Annotated in this window: 15 protein-coding genes and 1 pseudogene; 9 read left to right on the top strand and 7 right to left on the bottom strand. The window is 67.2% G+C overall.

The features are described from left to right. Positions 1 to 83: 83 nt before the first annotated feature. The 3 genes from AC07WC_RS16890 to AC07WC_RS16900 all read left to right on the top strand — a co-directional run bounded on the left by AC07WC_RS16890 (position 84) and on the right by AC07WC_RS16900 (position 2,600). Positions 84 to 1,091 (top strand): helix-turn-helix transcriptional regulator, encoded by a 1,008-nt coding sequence (locus AC07WC_RS16890; RefSeq protein ID WP_495211033.1) that lies wholly within the window; start codon positions 84 to 86, stop codon positions 1,089 to 1,091. Positions 1,092 to 1,142: 51 nt separating this feature from the next. Then, positions 1,143 to 2,045: a LysR substrate-binding domain-containing protein gene (locus AC07WC_RS16895; RefSeq protein ID WP_495211034.1), complete on the top strand. Its 903-nt coding sequence runs from the start codon at positions 1,143 to 1,145 to the stop codon at positions 2,043 to 2,045. 99 nt (positions 2,046 to 2,144) lie between these two features. After that, the gene (locus tag AC07WC_RS16900) at positions 2,145 to 2,600 is read left to right on the top strand and encodes a nucleoside deaminase (protein WP_495211035.1); all 456 of its coding nucleotides are present in this window, start codon (positions 2,145 to 2,147) and stop codon (positions 2,598 to 2,600) included. On the opposite strand, the gene AC07WC_RS16905 is transcribed toward AC07WC_RS16900, so the two are convergent. The 5 genes from AC07WC_RS16905 to AC07WC_RS16925 all read right to left on the bottom strand — a co-directional run bounded on the left by AC07WC_RS16905 (position 2,593) and on the right by AC07WC_RS16925 (position 7,865). Beyond that, positions 2,593 to 2,865, bottom strand: coding sequence for a hypothetical protein (locus tag AC07WC_RS16905; protein ID WP_019184750.1), 273 nt, complete (start codon positions 2,863 to 2,865; stop codon positions 2,593 to 2,595). The two genes, AC07WC_RS16900 and AC07WC_RS16905, sit on opposite strands and share 8 nt — an antisense overlap. A gap of 95 nt (positions 2,866 to 2,960) precedes the next feature. Beyond that, positions 2,961 to 3,359 carry a fluoride efflux transporter CrcB gene (gene crcB, locus AC07WC_RS16910; RefSeq protein WP_495211036.1) on the bottom strand — a complete coding sequence of 133 codons (399 nt, stop codon included), beginning with the start codon at positions 3,357 to 3,359 and terminating at the stop codon, positions 2,961 to 2,963. After that, the gene (locus AC07WC_RS16915) at positions 3,359 to 4,660 is read right to left on the bottom strand and encodes a replication-associated recombination protein A (RefSeq protein ID WP_495211037.1); all 1,302 of its coding nucleotides are present in this window, start codon (positions 4,658 to 4,660) and stop codon (positions 3,359 to 3,361) included. The genes crcB and AC07WC_RS16915 overlap by 1 nt, the downstream gene beginning before the upstream one ends. 121 nt (positions 4,661 to 4,781) lie before the next feature. Continuing rightward, on the bottom strand, positions 4,782 to 5,420 hold the full coding sequence (lolA, locus tag AC07WC_RS16920) for an outer membrane lipoprotein periplasmic chaperone LolA (RefSeq protein WP_495211038.1): 639 nt from the start codon (positions 5,418 to 5,420) through the stop codon (positions 4,782 to 4,784). An 87-nt stretch (positions 5,421 to 5,507) separates the two neighbouring features. Further along, entirely contained in the window at positions 5,508 to 7,865 is a 2,358-nt protein-coding gene (locus AC07WC_RS16925; RefSeq protein WP_495211039.1) for a DNA translocase FtsK, read from the bottom strand. A 256-nt stretch (positions 7,866 to 8,121) separates the two neighbouring features. On the opposite strand from AC07WC_RS16925, the gene trxB reads away from it, so the two are divergent. The 5 genes and pseudogenes from trxB to AC07WC_RS16950 all read left to right on the top strand — a co-directional run bounded on the left by trxB (position 8,122) and on the right by AC07WC_RS16950 (position 11,960). Further along, positions 8,122 to 9,084: a thioredoxin-disulfide reductase gene (gene trxB / locus AC07WC_RS16930; RefSeq protein WP_495211040.1), complete on the top strand. Its 963-nt coding sequence runs from the start codon at positions 8,122 to 8,124 to the stop codon at positions 9,082 to 9,084. 114 nt (positions 9,085 to 9,198) lie between these two features. Continuing rightward, positions 9,199 to 10,326, top strand: a complete 1,128-nt coding sequence (locus AC07WC_RS16935; protein ID WP_495211041.1) for a GNAT family N-acetyltransferase — start codon at positions 9,199 to 9,201, stop codon at positions 10,324 to 10,326. Further along, positions 10,323 to 11,072: pseudogene (gene aat, locus AC07WC_RS16940) on the top strand (leucyl/phenylalanyl-tRNA--protein transferase). The gene AC07WC_RS16935 and the pseudogene aat overlap by 4 nt, the downstream one beginning before the upstream one ends. 86 nt (positions 11,073 to 11,158) lie before the next feature. Further along, positions 11,159 to 11,377 (top strand): translation initiation factor IF-1, encoded by a 219-nt coding sequence (gene infA, locus AC07WC_RS16945; RefSeq protein ID WP_005409596.1) that lies wholly within the window; start codon positions 11,159 to 11,161, stop codon positions 11,375 to 11,377. Between the two features lie 214 nt (positions 11,378 to 11,591). After that, positions 11,592 to 11,960: a hypothetical protein gene (locus tag AC07WC_RS16950; protein WP_495211042.1), complete on the top strand. Its 369-nt coding sequence runs from the start codon at positions 11,592 to 11,594 to the stop codon at positions 11,958 to 11,960. Between the two features lie 80 nt (positions 11,961 to 12,040). Here AC07WC_RS16950 and clpA read toward each other — a convergent pair whose 3' ends face one another. Together clpA and clpS are read right to left on the bottom strand one after the other, a co-directional pair. After that, positions 12,041 to 14,320, bottom strand: a complete 2,280-nt coding sequence (clpA, locus tag AC07WC_RS16955) for an ATP-dependent Clp protease ATP-binding subunit ClpA (RefSeq protein WP_070471583.1) — start codon at positions 14,318 to 14,320, stop codon at positions 12,041 to 12,043. Positions 14,321 to 14,692: 372 nt separating this feature from the next. After that, positions 14,693 to 15,025 (bottom strand): ATP-dependent Clp protease adapter ClpS, encoded by a 333-nt coding sequence (gene clpS / locus AC07WC_RS16960; RefSeq protein WP_019184760.1) that lies wholly within the window; start codon positions 15,023 to 15,025, stop codon positions 14,693 to 14,695. Positions 15,026 to 15,119: 94 nt separating this feature from the next. Between clpS and AC07WC_RS16965 the strand changes: the two genes are divergently transcribed. Then, a complete protein-coding gene (locus AC07WC_RS16965; protein WP_495211043.1) occupies positions 15,120 to 15,584 on the top strand; it encodes a hypothetical protein in 465 nt (154 codons plus the stop codon). The last annotated feature ends 1 nt before the right edge of the window (position 15,585 follow it).

Below are 15,585 nucleotides of genomic sequence, written 5' to 3' on the forward strand. Positions count from 1 at the left end.
ACCGGAGTGGTCCTGCACCGTGGCCTCAAGGCTAGCCACCCTTGCGGACAGAACCCGCCCGCAATGGCTGCTACGCTTTGCCCATGCTGACCGCCTCCGCCCGCCTGCTGAGCCTGCTGTCCCTGCTGCAGTCGCGCCCGCACTGGAATGGCGGCGCGCTGGCCGAGCGCATGGACATCCATCCACGCACCCTGCGCCGCGACATCGACCGGCTGCGCCAACTCGGCTATCCCATCCACGCCAGTACCGGTGTCGCCGGCGGGTACGCCTTCCGCGCGGGCCGCGCCCTGCCCCCGCTGCTGCTGGACGACGAAGAGGCGCTGGCCGCCGCGATCGCGTTGCGCACGGCCGTGACCGGCACCGTCAGCGGGATCGAGCAGACCGCGATCACCGCGCTGGTCAAGATCGAGCAGGCCATGCCGCCGCGCCTGCGTCCCCGGCTGGAGGCACTGCGTTCGGCGATCCTGCCCACCGACCAGACCGGCCCGCTGGTCGATGCCGGCCGGCTGACCACCCTGGCCGCGGCCTGCCGCGATCAGCTGCAACTGGCCTTCGCGTACATCGATCGCGACGGCCAGCCGAGTTCGCGCCAGGTGGAGCCACACGGCGTGGTGCACACGGATCGGCGCTGGTATCTGGTCGCATGGGACCTCGCCCGCGAAGACTGGCGCACCTTCCGCATCGACCGCATCACCAGCGCCCCGGCGGTGGGCGCGCATTTCGCGCCGCGCGCCGGACCCGGCGATGGCGATCTTCGCCAGTGGGTCGCCCGCTCGCTGTCGCTCGGGCCGTACCCCGATGAAGCGCGGATCATCCTGCACGCGCCGCTGGCCGCCCTGCGCCAGCGCATTCCCGCCTCGGCCGGTGTGCTGGACGTCATCGACGGGACGCGCTGCCTGCTGCGGTGTGGCGCCAACCCGATGGGCTCGGTGATCTACTGGCTGCTGGCCATGGACCTGGAGTTCGAGGTGCTCGGCCCACCCGCGCTGATCGAGCGCCTTCGCGAGACCGGCGAGCGGGTGGCCCGCAGCCTGGTCCAGCGCGCTGCCGATCCCGCGCCGATGCCAATGGAAATGCCGACGGACAGGTAGCCGCCCGGCAGGGTCATGGCAGCCCTCGCCATTGCGCTTCACAATGGCAGCATGACTGTCAGTGAAAAACCGAATCGCCCCCTGTTCGACCTGGACCTGCTGCGCGCCATGGTGATGGTGGCCGACTGTGCCAGCTTCACCACCGCCGCGGCACGCCTGCACTCCACCCAGTCCACGATCAGCCAGAAGATCCGCCGGCTGGAGGAGATGGCCGGGCACCCGCTGCTGGTCCGTGGCAACCGCGACGTACATCCCACCGATGCCGGCGAGCTGGTGCTCGGTCACGCACGCCAGCTGCTGGCGCTCAACGACCAGCTGCTCGAAGCCCTGGCCGGCACCACGGTTGCCGTCACCGTGCGGCTGGGCGTGCCGGAGGATTTCGTCACTGCCGCGACCACCCAGCTGCTCGGCGCCTTCAATCGCGAACATCCCCAGGTGAAGCTGGAAGTCACCAGCGGCCTCAGCCGCGACCTCGCCCACGGCTACGATCACGGCGAACTCGATCTGATCCTGGTCAAGCAACGCCGCAACAGCCGCGCCGCCGTGGCCTGCTGGCCCGAGACCATGGTCTGGATCGACAGTGCCCGCAACGGCTGCATCGGCCTGGACCCGGTGCCACTGGTCACCTTTCCGCCGCGCGGGTTGTATCGCGACGACATCATCGACGCGATCGAAGCGCTTGGCCGCCGCTGGCGGATCAGCTTCACCAGTTCCAGCCTGAGCGGGATCCAGGGCGCGGTGGCCGACGGCATGGGGATCAGCCTGCTGCCGGCGCGCGCCTTGAGCCGCGAGCACGCGGTGCTCGGCGCCGAACAGGGGCTGCCGCCGATCGATACCTTCGAGATCGCCCTGCTCCACCGCGCCACCGCCGACCCGCTGGTCAAGGCACTGGCGATGCGCCTGGGTGAGCTCCTCGACCACGAGCGCGCCAGCAAGGACGCCACGCCGGACTGAGCACCCATCGCCGCCCTGCATGACGCCGATGCGTGGATTTCATTGGAATGCCAGGCGGTGCGCCCCTACCCTCAGGCATCTCTTCCAGCGGGACCCATCATGAGCGATCACTCGTATCTACAGCAGGCCGTGATGCTGGCCCAGCAGAACGTCCGCGACGGCGGCCGGCCCTTCGGCGCGGTGCTGGTGCTGGACGACGCCGTCGTCGCCACCGGGGTGAACCGCATCCTGGCCACGGGCGACCCGAGTGCGCACGCCGAGCTTTCGGCGATCCGCGCGGCCTGCCTCGCGCTGGGCCGCACGCGACTGGAGGGGGTACGCGTCTACGCCAGTGGGCAGCCCTGCCCGATGTGCCTGGCCGCGATGCACCTGGTGGGCATCCGCGAGGTGTACTTCGCCTACAGCAATGCGCAGGCCGAGCCGTTCGGATTGTCCACGGCCGGGGTGTATGCGCAGATGGCGCTGCCGCTGGAGGCGCAGTCGATCCGGATCACGCACCAGTCGATCGACGACGAGGTCACGCTGTACCGCGACTGGCAGGCCACGCTTACTTGAGCTGCAGCGGATAGCGCTGCCAGAGCACATGGACCAGGAAGCCGGTCAGCTCCGGGTCCTTGCTGGTGATCGACGCACGGATCTTGTCCAGCAGCACCATGTCGCTGCAGTTGCGCACATCGGCATGGCCGGCCTGGCCGGCGCGACGCGCACGGTAGCGGGCCGCACGCTGTGCATCGGTCATCGCGTAGCCGAAGGTGGGCGGACGGCCGCGCTTGCGCGGCAGCGTCAGTTCCAGTGTTCCGGGGTCTTGTTCATCGCGCATGACGGACGAGGATGCAAACGGGGGCGCGCACGATATCGTGAGACATCACTTTAATCCAGCGTTTTCCGTGGATTTCTGCATCTGCGACGCACCCGTCAGCGCCAGGCCTCGGCCACGCGTGCGCCGGCCCACACCAGCAGCATGCCGCCAACCAGACTCACGCCCAGGTACAGCGGCACCATCAGGCTGCGATCGGTGCGGGTGAACACCAGCGATTCCAGCATCATCGAGGAGAACGTGGTCAACCCGCCCACGATCCCGACGATCAGGAACGCCCGCCAGTACAGCGCCGCCGTGCCGCGGCTCTGCAGCCAGATCATCACGTAACCGGCAACGAACGCACCGGCCAGGTTCACCGTCAGCGTGCCCCACGGAAAGCCGTTGCCGAACTGGCGCAGCATCGCATCGCCGACCATGAAGCGCAGGGCCGCGCCCAGTGCACCGCCGGCCATCACCAGGCCCACCTGCTGCCACCAGACGCCGATGCCGTCCATCAGTCGGCACCCTTCTGCGCACGGGCCTGTTCGCGCGCGGCGCGCAGGCGGTCCAGCTTTTCTTTGAGCTTGATCTCCAGCCCGCGCGGCACCGGCTCGTAATACACGCGCTCGCCCATCGCATCGGGGAAACCGGTCTGGTCCAGCGCGATTCCGCCCTCAGCATCATGGTCGTACTGGTAGGTCTTGCCGTAGCCCAGCTCCTTCATCAGCTTGGTCGGGGCGTTGCGCAGGTGCAGCGGCACCTCCTGGGTGCCGGTCTCGCGCACGTCGTGCTTGGCCTTGTTGAACGCGGCATAGCCTGCGTTCGATTTGGCGGTACTGGCCAGGTACAGGACCAGCTGCGCGAAGGCCAGCTCACCTTCCGGACTGCCCAGGCGCTCATAGATGTCCCACGCCTCCAGCGCCATCGACTGCGCCCGCGGATCGGCCAGGCCGATGTCCTCGATCGCCATCCGGGTCAGGCGCCGGGCCAGATACGACGGATCGCAGCCGCCGTCGAGCATCCGGGTCAGCCAGTACAGCGCGGCATCCGGGTTGGAACTGCGCACGGACTTGTGCAGCGCCGAGATCTGGTCGTAGAACTGCTCGCCGCCCTTGTCGAAGCGACGGGTGCGGTCGGCCAGCACCTGCACCAGCATCTCCGGGCTGATCCGCCCGCCATCGCCGCTGGCCAGTTCGGCAGCGATCTCCAGCAGGGTCAGCCCGCGGCGCACATCGCCATCGGCGGCGGTGGCGATCTCCAGCAATGCTTCCGGCGCGACCTGCAGATGCTCCGCGCCCAGGCCGCGCTCGGTGTCCTGCAGCGCACGCTCCAGTGCCTCGACGATGTCACCTGGCGACACCGACTCCAGCACGTGTACGCGGCAACGCGACAGCAGCGCCGAGTTCAGTTCGAACGAGGGATTCTCAGTGGTGGCGCCCACGAACACGATCGTGCCGCGCTCGATGTGCGGCAGGAATGCATCCTGCTGGGCTTTGTTGAAGCGGTGCACCTCGTCCACGAACAGGACGGTGCGGCGCCCTTCGGCGAACCGCTGCGCGGCCTCGGCGAGCACCTGGCGCACTTCGGGCAGGCCGGACAGCACGGCGGAGATGGCGCGGAACTCGGCGTCGGCGTAATGCGCCAGCAGCAGCGACAGCGTGGTCTTGCCGCAGCCTGGCGGGCCCCACAGGATCATCGAGTGCACATGGCCGGACTCGACCGCGCGGCGCAGTGCGCTGCCCGGTGCGAGCAGGCGCTTCTGGCCCACCATCTCATCCAGCGTCTGCGGGCGCATCCGCTCGGCGAGCGGACGCATGTTGTCCCGATCCACGGTCAGCAGATCGGGCCCATTGAAAGTCGTTCGGTTTCTGGCCACGTCGCTATTGTATCGCGCCGGGTTGCAGGGGAGATGCCGGCCAGCGGCCGGCACCACACCGTCATTCGCCGATGACGTCCACGCCCTTGGCCGGAGTGAAGCTGAAAGTGCCCGAGGCGAAGCTCGGATTGCGCTTCCAGCCGGTGAAGCTGATCACCGTGCGCTGGCCGACCGCATCCACCACTTCCATGCGGGCCAGGCCCTGGGCATTGAAGCCGAGCGCGGCGTACTGGAAGGCGGTGTCGGTCTCACGCTTGGGGCTCAGCGCCAGCCACTGCAGGCCATCGCGCACGGCGGCCTCTTCACTGACGTCGTACTGCCTGTCCAGCAGGGCCGGATTGATCAGTGCGGTGAGCGGGCTGTTCTGCTCTTCCTGGCCCTGCGGGCGCACGCTGGCCTGCTCCAGGTCGGGCTCGTAGACCCAGACCTTCTTGCCATCGGCCACGATCAGCTGCTCGTGCGGCTTGATGTATTCCCAGCGGAACAGGCGCGGTGCGGACAGCGCGACGCGGCCACTGGTGGTTTCCTTGACCTTGCCCTTGCTGTCGTACACCTGCTGGCTGAACTGCCCATCCAGGCCCTTCAGGCCCTGGGTGAAGCGATTGAGCTCATCACGGGCGCCGGCCCAGGCCGACGCCGACCCGACACTGGCAACGACCAGGGTGGCAGCAAGCAGGGAGCGGCGGAAGGTGGTGTGCATGCGAGGTATCCAGGCGAATGGGAAGGATGGAAGGCAGTGTGCCCATTCAATCCTGAATGGGCGATCAGGGCGACAGCGCGCGCGGTCTTACTTCGGCGGCGGCGGTGCCAGCACGCTGCGGTCGCCGTTGTGCTCCGGCGGACTGACCACGCCGGCCGCTTCCATGGCTTCGATCAGGCGCGCGGCACGGTTGTAGCCGATCTTCAGGCGACGCTGCACACCGGAGATCGAGGCGCGGCGCGTTTCGGTGACGATGCGCAGGGCCTCGTCGTACAGCGGATCGGACTCATCGCCGCCACCGCCGCCCGCCTCGGGCAGGCCACCCGGGCCGACCACTACGCCGTCGCCCATCATCTGCACTTCATCCAGCACGCCGGTGATGTAGTCGGTCGGGCCGCTGGCCTTGAGATGCTCGACCACGCGGTGCACTTCCTCATCGGACACGAACGCACCATGCACGCGGTCCGGCAGCGCCGTGCCCGGCGGCAGGTACAGCATGTCGCCGTGGCCGAGCAGGGTTTCCGCGCCGGACTGGTCGAGGATGGTGCGCGAATCGATCTTGGAACTGACCTGGAAGCCGATGCGGGTCGGGATGTTGGCCTTGATCAGGCCGGTGATCACGTCCACCGAGGGACGCTGGGTGGCCAGGATCAGGTGGATGCCCGCCGCACGCGCCTTCTGCGCCAGGCGCGCGATCAGTTCTTCGACCTTCTTGCCGACGATCATCATCATGTCGGCGAATTCGTCGATGAAGATGACGATGAACGGCAGCGTCTCCAGCGGGCGCGGGGCCTCGCCGAGCTCCGGGTTGGGCTTGAACAGCGGGTCCATCATCGGCTGCCCGGCGTCCTGGGCATCCTTGACCTTCTTGTTGAAGCCGGCCAGGTTGCGCACGCCCACCGCGCTCATCAGCTTGTAGCGGCGCTCCATCTCGGCCACGCACCAGCGCAGACCGTTGGCGGCCTCCTTCATGTCGGTGACCACCGGCGCCAGCAGATGCGGGATGCCCTGGTAGACGCTCAGTTCGAGCATCTTGGGGTCGATCATCAGCATCCGCAGGTCTTTCGGCGAGGCCTTGTACAGCAGGCTCAGCACCATCGCGTTGACCGCCACCGACTTGCCCGAGCCGGTGGTGCCGGCCACCAGCAGGTGCGGCATGCGCGCCAGATCGGCCACGGTCGGCCGCCCGGCGATGTCCTTGCCCAGCGCCAGGGTCAGCACGCTGGCCGACTTGTCGTATTCCTTGGAGCGCAGCAACTCGGAGAGGTAGATCATCTCGCGGGTGACGTTGGGGATCTCCAGGCCCACCACCGACTTGCCCGGGATCACATCGACCACGCGCACCGACTTCACCGACAGCCCGCGCGCGATGTCCTTGTCCAGCGAGCTGATCTGGCTGACCTTGATGCCCGGGGCCGGCTCGATCTCGAAACGGGTGATCACCGGGCCGGGATAGGCGCCGACCACCTGCGCATCGATGCGGAAGTCCTTGAGCTTGAATTCGATCTGGCGCGACAGCGTTTCCAGCGTGCCTTCGTCATAGCCCTTGGGTTGCGGCTTGGGATCATCCAGCAGCGCCAGCGGCGGCACGTCCGAACCATCCCCGTTGACGCCGCGGAACATCGGAATCTGGGTCTCGCGCTTGGCCCGGTCGCTCTTCTCCAGCACCGGCTCCGGACGCGGCTCGATCTTCACCGGCTCGCGCTTGGCGCGGACCTCGGCGTCGACCTTGCGCACTTCCTGGCGCTCCTCGCGCATCGCGCGGGTCTGCTGCCACTCGGTGGCCTGCTCTTTCTTCTTGTTGAACAGCGGCGGCAGCGCCAGCACCCAGTTGCCGATCTTCTCCATCACCACGAACCAGGAGATGCCGGTGGCCAGGGTGATCGAGGCCAGCAGCAGGACCAGCACGAACAGATTCGCGCCCAAGGCGCCGAAACCGACGCTGAGCGAACTGCCCACCAGCTTGCCGAGGATGCCGCCGGCATGCGCCACATCGGCGACGAACAGGCGCAGATGCAGGAAGCCGGTCCCGGCGATCAGGAAACCGACCAGGCCGACCAGGCGCAGGGCCGGATCCAGGTCATGCTCACCCTTGGCCTCGCGCTTGAGACCGAACATCGCGATCCAGGCCAGTGCGCCCAGCACGACCGGCAGCACGAACGCCATGTAGCCGAACAGCTGCAGCAGCACGTCGGCGATCCAGGCGCCGGCGCGGCCGCCCATGTTGTGCACCGGCGCGACCACGCTGCCGGTATGCGACCAGCCCGGATCGGTGGCCGAATAGGTGAACAGACTGGCGACCAGATACAGCAGCGCGGGCGCGACGGCGATCAAACCCAGGTCGCGCCACAGGCGCTGCCGGCGCGGATTGTCCACGCTGGCCGGTTTGCGCGGCGCTGCCTTGCTGTCGGACGCCTTGGATCGTTCCGGGACCTGTTTCGCCACCTTAGACCACACCTTGGGAATGCACTGTTAGTGCTTGATAATAAACGACTGGGCCGCGCTTTTCAGTCCCTTCGCACACCGGGCCCCGCCATCGCCGTCAAAAACCCGGCGGCGCGGCTGTCTCGATCTCCGATGGGTCGCCGCGTTCCACTGCGCGCCTTGAATCACCCCGCCCCTGCCGCCACTCTATGACTTCGCTCGGATGCCGCGCAATCACTGCGCCGGCACCCCGCCCTACCTTCTATTGCGAGCTTACATGAGCAACTCCAAGCACTCCCGCCTGTTGATCCTTGGTTCCGGCCCGGCCGGCTGGACCGCCGCCGTCTACGCCGCGCGCGCCAACCTCAAGCCCGTCGTGATCACCGGCCTGCAGCAGGGCGGCCAGCTGATGACCACCACCGAGGTGGACAACTGGCCTGGAGATGCGCACGGCCTGATGGGCCCGGACCTGATGAGCCGCATGCAGGCGCATGCCGAGCGCTTCGAGACCGAGGTCATCTTCGACCACATCCATACCGCCGATGTCTCCCAGCGCCCGTTCAAGCTGATCGGTGACAGCGCCGAGTACACCTGCGACGCCCTGATCATCGCCACCGGTGCGACCGCCAAGTACCTGGGCATCCCCAGCGAAGAGGCCTTCAAGGGCCGCGGCGTGTCCGCCTGCGCCACCTGCGACGGCTTCTTCTACCGGGACCAGGACGTGGTCGTGGTCGGCGGCGGCAACACCGCCGTGGAAGAAGCCCTGTACCTGTCCAACATCGCCCGCAAGGTCTACCTGGTCCACCGCCGCGACACCCTCAAGGCGGAAAAGATCATGCAGGACAAACTGTTCGCCAAGGTCGCGGCCGGCAAGATCGAGACCGCCTGGCACCACCAGGTCGACGAAGTGCTGGGCAACGATGCCGGCGTGACCGGCGTGCGCGTCAAGTCCACCCTCGACGGCAGCACCCGCGACATCGAGGCGCACGGCTTCTTCGTGGCGATCGGCCACCACCCCAACACCAGCCTGTTCGACGGCCAGCTGACCATGAACAACGGCTACCTGGACATCCGCTCGGGCCTGGGCGGCAACGCCACCCAGACCTCGGTGGAAGGCGTGTTCGCTGCCGGCGACGTGGCCGACCAGCACTACCGCCAGGCGATCACCTCGGCCGGCTTCGGCTGCATGGCCGCACTGGATGCCGAGCGCTACCTGGATGCGAAGGGCCAGGCGAGCTGATCCGCCACCCGCAACGCGCAGCCCACGAAGGCCGGTGAATCATTCACCGGCCTTTTTGCTGGCCGGCACTGCCTGTGCGCACTGCACCTGTCTCACCTGCTCTATCCTCTGCCCATGCCCGATCCACGTTTCCTGCACCGCCTGTCCGATGTCCCCGCCGCCGATTGGGATGCCCTGCACGACGGTCGCAACCCGTTCCTGTCGCATGCGTTCCTGGCTGGCCTGGAAGAACACGGTTGCCTGCGCCCGGAATGGGGCTGGCGGCCCCGCCACTTCACCCTGTGGGAGGGCGACCGGCTGGTCGCCGCGATCCCGGGCTACCTCAAGGACAACTCGCACGGCGAGTTCGTGTTCGACCATGCCTGGGCGCATGCCTACGCCCAGCACGGGCTGGACTACTTCCCGAAATGGCTGGGGGCGGTGCCGTATTCCCCGGTGACCGGACCGCGCGTGCTGGCACGCACGCCCGAAGATCGTGGCGCCCTGCTCGCGCGGCTGGCGGCGGAGGTCGCGCGCCTGGGCTGGTCCTCGGCGCACATCAACTTCCATCCTGCCGACGAAGACCCTGCCTTCCGCCCGGACTGGCTGCTGCGCGAGGACATCCAGTTCCAGTGGCACAACCCCGGCGGCTGGCAGACCTTCGACGATTTCCTCGGCGCGATGGACCACAAGCATCGCAAGAACATCCGCCAGGAGCGCGCCAAACTCGCCCGCAGCGGCGTCACGTATCGCATCGTGCATGGCGACGACGCCACCGAAGCCGACCTGCGCGCCATGCACGGCTTCTATCTGCAGACCTTCGCCGAGTACGGCAACTCACCGGCGTTGACGCTGCCGTTCCTGCAGCACCTGGCGCGGACGATGCCGCGCGCGCTGGTGATCTTCCTCGCCCTGCTCGACGGTGAGCCGGTCGCCGGTGCGCTGTGCCTGCGCGGCGCGGACACCCTGTACGGCCGCTACTGGGGCGGCGCCACCCTGCCCGGCCTGCATTTCGAGACCTGTTACTACCAGGGCATCGCGTACTGCCTGCGCGAAGGATTGGCCCGCTTCGAACCCGGCGCCCAGGGCGAACACAAACTGGCACGCGGCTTCCTGCCGCACACGGTGCGCAGCCGGCACTGGATCGCCGAGCCGGCGTTTGCCGAGGCGCTGGTCGCCTGGTGCGCACAGGAACGCGCCGAAGTGGCCCGCTATGCGCGGGTGCTGGCCGCACACAGTCCGTTCAAGGCCGACCCGGCATGAGCCGTCGCCTGCCGTGGCGGCTGGACGATGCGCCCGACGCGCCGTTTCCGCCTGCCGAGACCGCGCTACGGGATCCCGATGGCCTGCTCGCGGTGGGCGGCGACCTGTCACCCGTGCGGCTGCTCAATGCCTATGCCGGCGGTATCTTCCCGTGGTTCTCCGAGGGTCAGCCACTGCTGTGGTGATCGCCGGACCCGCGCATGGTGTTCCGCACCGACGGCGTGCACCTGTCCAGCCGCTTCCGTCGTTCGCTGCGGCAGAGCCGCTGGACCCTGCGCGCCGACAGCTGCTTCGCGCAGGTGATCGATGCCTGTGCGGCCAGCCCGCGCCCGGGCCAGGACGGCACCTGGATTACGGACGACATGCGCGACGCCTACATCGCGCTGCACCGGCTCGGCTTCGCGCATTCGGTGGAGGTGTTCGATGGCGACCGACTGGTGGGCGGCATCTACGGCGTGGCGATCGGCCGCATGTTTTTCGGCGAGAGCATGTTCAGTGCGGCCACCGGCGGCTCCAAGGTCGCCCTGGCCGGCTTGGCCCATCGCTTGGCCGGCTGGGGCTGGCCCTTGATCGACGCGCAGGTCGAAAATGACCACCTGCTGCGCATGGGCGCCGAGCACTGGCCACGTGCACGCTTCCTGGCACTGGTCCGTGAACAGGTGCAACAGCCAATTACCGCAGGCGATTGGTCTGGGTTGTTCGGCACGATGGCGGCGGCCGAACTGGCCATCCCGGCGGTGCCTTAACCAAAACTTTGCATCCAACGCCCGACGCGCGTAAAATGCCCGCTCTTCAGGCCAGCTCGGCCGGTTACAGAACTGCACAGGACTACATGTCGAAAGACGACTCCATCGAGTTCGAAGGCACCGTCAGCGAGACGCTGCCGAACACCACTTTCCGCGTACGACTGGAAAATGGGCATGAAATCATCGCCCACATCTCCGGCCGCATGCGCAAGAACTACATCCGCATCCTGACGGGCGACCGCGTCAAGGTCGAAATGACCCCGTACGACCTGACCAAGGGTCGCATCACCTACCGCATGAAATAAGCGGTCCGGGGGTTGTTCCCGCCAGAAGGCCAGCCAGGTGCTGGCCTTTTCGCGTGGGCGCCGTTCAGCCTGCAGCAGGCTGACCCTGCCAAGCGGCACCCTGACCCTGTGCACCCTGACGTCGGTCAGGATGCCTTGATGCAGATTCGCCCTGGCGCGAAAGCGCCCACTGTGGTCCTCGATCCAATCCGGATCCTGACCGATGGCCCCCGCCATGAAGCGCCTGCCCTCCCTGCTCCTGCTTGCCACCTGCCTCGCCACCGCCGCATCGGTCCAGGCGGCCGAACCGGCCACCGCCGGCGACTGCATCGCGCTCGCCTCCGACAAACAGGTGGTGCGCAACCGCGCCGACCGTGATGTGCTGCTGCGCAACGGCGACCAGCATTACCTCGTGCGCTTTGAACGCTCCTGCACCAGCGCGTCCATGTCGCCCAAGCTCGACTTCGTGACGCCCGGACAGGACGGCCAGCTGTGCGGCGCAGGCGTCAGCAAGCTGCACACCAACAGCCAGAGCTGCGCCGTGGCAGCGGTGGAGCCGCTCACCGCCGAAGAGTTCAACCGCAAGGCGCGTGCCCGCCGTTGATGGAGGCCGTGGCCAACGCCAACGCATGAAAAAGCCCCCTTGCGGGGGCTTCTTCTTGACCACTCAGCCGCTGGACACGGTCAGACGGTGGCCGGCAACAGACGCTCCGGCTCGGCTTCGGTCTCCACGAACAACTGGTCGTCGCGCACGTCGATGCTGACCTTGCCGCCGTTGACCAGCTTGCCGAACAGCAGCTCGTCGGCGAGCGGACGCTTGATCTTGTCCTGGATCACGCGGGCCATCGGGCGGGCACCCATCAGCGGATCGAAGCCGTGGTGGGCCAGCCAATCGCGCGCGGTCGGCGTGGCCGACAGGCTGACGTGCTTTTCCTGCAGCAGCATTTCCAGCTCGATCAGGAACTTGTCCACCACCCGCAGGATGTGTTCGAAGCCCAGCGCCTGGAACTGCACGATCGCATCCAGACGGTTGCGGAACTCCGGCGTGAAGCTCTTGCGGATCACTTCCATCGCGTCGGTGGCATGGTCCTGGCGGGTGAAGCCGATCGAGCGCCGCGAGGCCTGGGCCGCACCGGCGTTGGTGGTCATCACCAGCACCACGTTCTTGAAATTCGCCTCGCGACCGTTGGTGTCGGTCAGCACACCGCGGTCCATGACCTGCAGCAGGATGTTGAAGATGTCCGGGTGGGCTTTCTCCACCTCGTCCAGCAGCAGCACGCAGTGCGGGGTCTTGACGATCTTCTCGGTCAGCAGACCGCCCTGGTCGAAGCCGACATAGCCCGGAGGCGCACCGATCAGGCGGCTGATCGAATGCGACTCCATATACTCGCTCATGTCGAACCGCACCAGCTCGATGCCCAGCTGCAGCGCGAGCTGCTTGGTCACCTCGGTCTTGCCCACGCCGGTCGGGCCGGAGAACAGGAAGTTGCCGATCGGCTTTTCCGGATTGGCCAGGCCCGAGCGGGCCAGCTTGATCGCCGAAGACAGCGTCTCGATTGCCGGATCCTGGCCGAAGATCACCATCTTCAGGTTGCGCTCCAGATGCTGGAGCACGTCCTTGTCGGTGGCGCTGACCTGCTTGGCCGGGATCCGCGCCATCTTGGCGACGATGGTCTCGATCTCCTCGATGTCGATCAGCTCCTTGCGCTCGCCGTCCGGCAGCAGGCGCTGGCGGGCACCGGCCTCGTCGATCACGTCGATCGCCTTGTCCGGCAGCAGGCGGTCGTTGATGTGCTTGACCGACAGGTCCACGGCCGCCTGCAGCGCGTCATCGGCGTAGGTGACGCCGTGGTGCGCTTCGTACTTGGGCTTGAGGCCCTGCAGGATCTCGTAGGTTTCGCCCACGGTCGGCTCGACGATGTCGATCTTCTGGAAGCGGCGGGCCAGTGCCCGGTCCTTCTCGAAGATGCCGCGGTATTCCTGGAAGGTGGTCGAGCCGATGCAGCGCAGCTCGCCCGAGGCCAGGGCCGGCTTGATCAGGTTGGAGGCGTCCATGGTGCCGCCCGAGGCCGAGCCGGCGCCGATGATGGTGTGGATCTCGTCGATGAACAGCACTGCGTTGGGCAGCTTCTTCATCGCGGTCAGCACGCCCTTCAGGCGCTTTTCGAAATCGCCGCGGTACTTGGTCCCGGCCACCAGGGCGCCCAGGTCCAGCGAGTAGATCACCGCATCGGCGAGCACGTCCGGCACCGAGCCTTCCACGATGCGCTTGGCCAGGCCTTCGGCGATGGCGGTCTTGCCCACGCCGGCCTCGCCCACGTAGAGCGGGTTGTTCTTGCGGCGGCGGCACAGGACCTGGATGGTGCGCTCGATCTCGTCGGCACGGCCGACCAGCGGGTCGATCTTGCCGTTGCGGGCCTGGTCGTTGAGGTTGCTGGCGAATTCGGCCAGGGCATCGCCCTTGCCTTCGCCTTCGGCACCCTCGGCGCGGCCCTCGCCATCGGCGGCGGGCGGCACTTCGCCCTCCTCGCCCAGCTTGGCGATGCCATGGGAGAGGTAGTTGACGATATCCAGCCGGGTCACGTCCTGCTGGTTGAGGTAGTAAACGGCGTGCGAGTCCTTCTCGCCGAAGATCGCGACCAGCACGTTGGCGCCGGTGACCTCCTTCTTGCCCGAGGACTGCACGTGGTAGACCGCGCGCTGCAGCACGCGCTGGAAGCCCAGGGTCGGCTGGGTATCGCGCCCATCATCTTCGGCCAGGCGCGAGACGGATGCCTCGATGGCCTGCTCCAGTTCCTGGCGCAGGCGCTCGGCGTCCGCACCGCAGGCCTTGAGGACGGCCTGGGCGGACGGGTTGTCGAGCAGTGCCAGCAGCAGGTGTTCCACCGTCATGAATTCATGCCGGGCCTCACGGGCGCGCTTGTAGCACTGTCCGATGGTGTGTTCGAGGTCTTTACTGAACATGATTAACTCCGGCGGCAGTTAGGAACAATATGCGGCCAACCTTCACGATTTCCATCACCCTAGCGGATCAGTGCGTTCAGACGGCGTTAGCACTCCGCCGACCGCGCCGATCCATTCGACGAGCCTCCATCATGCACGAACTTCCGGCCACGAAATGGCAGTTTCAACGTGATGGGGATGTCATCGTGACGCCACGCACCGGCCAGCACTGGCCGGTGCGGCCGCCGGGCGGCGGCCGGGGGATGCTCAAGGTGGTCACGGATGCCGGAGAACCCGATGGGTTCCGGGAGCGGCGGAGGTCGGCCGTGGCGCTGTCGCCACGGCTGGAACAGTGCGAATCGCTGGCGCAGCTGCAGCGGGGCCGACGGCGGCTCAGCCGCTGGCCTTCTCCATCGTGCACAGCAGCGGATGCTGGTTCATGCGCGAGAATTCATTGACCTGGGCCACCTTGGACTCGGCGACCTCGCGGGTGAACACCCCGCACACACCGCGGCCGCGGGTATGCACGTGGAGCATCACCTGGGTGGCCTGGTCCAGGTCCATCGAGAAGAAGTGCTGCAGGACGGTCACCACGAAATCCATCGGGGTGTAGTCGTCGTTCAACAGCATCACCTGGTACAGCGGCGGCGGCGCGACCTCGGGACGTGCAGGCTCAAGCAGCACGCCGTGGTCGTGATGAGTTTCGTGGGAAGTCTCGCGGGGCATCCCCACATTATAGGGCCCCGCCCCGCCAGATTGGACGTTGCCCCCTGCGGGCCTTCACAATCTGCACTTTCCAACCAGAGTTCACAGGGATTTCATGAAAAGGATTGCCGCCGCACTGCTGCTGGCCGTGACTGCCACCGGCGCCCATGCGGCCGAACCGGACAAGGCCGTCGGGCGCGCGCTGGACACGCTGAAGTACACCTACGAGGTGGACGAGGACGGCGACTACAAGATGGTCTTCGACATGGATGACGGCCGCACCCAGCTGGCCTTCGTGCGCTCCAGCGTCGAGGAGTTCGGCAAGCACAGGATCCGCGAGATCTGGTCGCCGGCCTACACCTCGCCGGGCAAGCAGTTTCCCGCTGCCATCGCCAATCGCCTGCTGGAAGACTCGCAGGATGCCAAGATGGGCGCCTGGGTGAAGCAGGACCAGCTGGCGATGTTCGTGGTCAAGGTCGATGCCAACGCCGCCCCCGAGGCCCTGAGCGACGCGATCGACGCTGCCGTGCGCACCGCCGATGCGATGGAGCTCGAGCTGACCGAGCAGGACGAATACTGAC

The organism is Stenotrophomonas sp. GW821-FHT01H02A (genome assembly GCF_059422145.1).

Coding starts and splice junctions, on each gene's coding strand:
- AC07WC_RS16890 (WP_495211033.1), top strand. CDS start 84: ATGCTGACCGCCTCCGCCCGCCTGCTGAGCCTGCTGTCCCTGCTGCAG.
- AC07WC_RS16895 (WP_495211034.1), top strand. CDS start 1,143: ATGACTGTCAGTGAAAAACCGAATCGCCCCCTGTTCGACCTGGACCTG.
- AC07WC_RS16900 (WP_495211035.1), top strand. CDS start 2,145: ATGAGCGATCACTCGTATCTACAGCAGGCCGTGATGCTGGCCCAGCAG.
- AC07WC_RS16905 (WP_019184750.1), bottom strand. CDS start 2,865: ATGCGCGATGAACAAGACCCCGGAACACTGGAACTGACGCTGCCGCGC.
- crcB (WP_495211036.1), bottom strand. CDS start 3,359: ATGGACGGCATCGGCGTCTGGTGGCAGCAGGTGGGCCTGGTGATGGCC.
- AC07WC_RS16915 (WP_495211037.1), bottom strand. CDS start 4,660: ATGCGTCCGCTCGCCGAGCGGATGCGCCCGCAGACGCTGGATGAGATG.
- lolA (WP_495211038.1), bottom strand. CDS start 5,420: ATGCACACCACCTTCCGCCGCTCCCTGCTTGCTGCCACCCTGGTCGTT.
- trxB (WP_495211040.1), top strand. CDS start 8,122: ATGAGCAACTCCAAGCACTCCCGCCTGTTGATCCTTGGTTCCGGCCCG.
- AC07WC_RS16935 (WP_495211041.1), top strand. CDS start 9,199: ATGCCCGATCCACGTTTCCTGCACCGCCTGTCCGATGTCCCCGCCGCC.
- infA (WP_005409596.1), top strand. CDS start 11,159: ATGTCGAAAGACGACTCCATCGAGTTCGAAGGCACCGTCAGCGAGACG.
- AC07WC_RS16950 (WP_495211042.1), top strand. CDS start 11,592: ATGAAGCGCCTGCCCTCCCTGCTCCTGCTTGCCACCTGCCTCGCCACC.
- clpA (WP_070471583.1), bottom strand. CDS start 14,320: ATGTTCAGTAAAGACCTCGAACACACCATCGGACAGTGCTACAAGCGC.
- clpS (WP_019184760.1), bottom strand. CDS start 15,025: ATGCCCCGCGAGACTTCCCACGAAACTCATCACGACCACGGCGTGCTG.
- AC07WC_RS16965 (WP_495211043.1), top strand. CDS start 15,120: ATGAAAAGGATTGCCGCCGCACTGCTGCTGGCCGTGACTGCCACCGGC.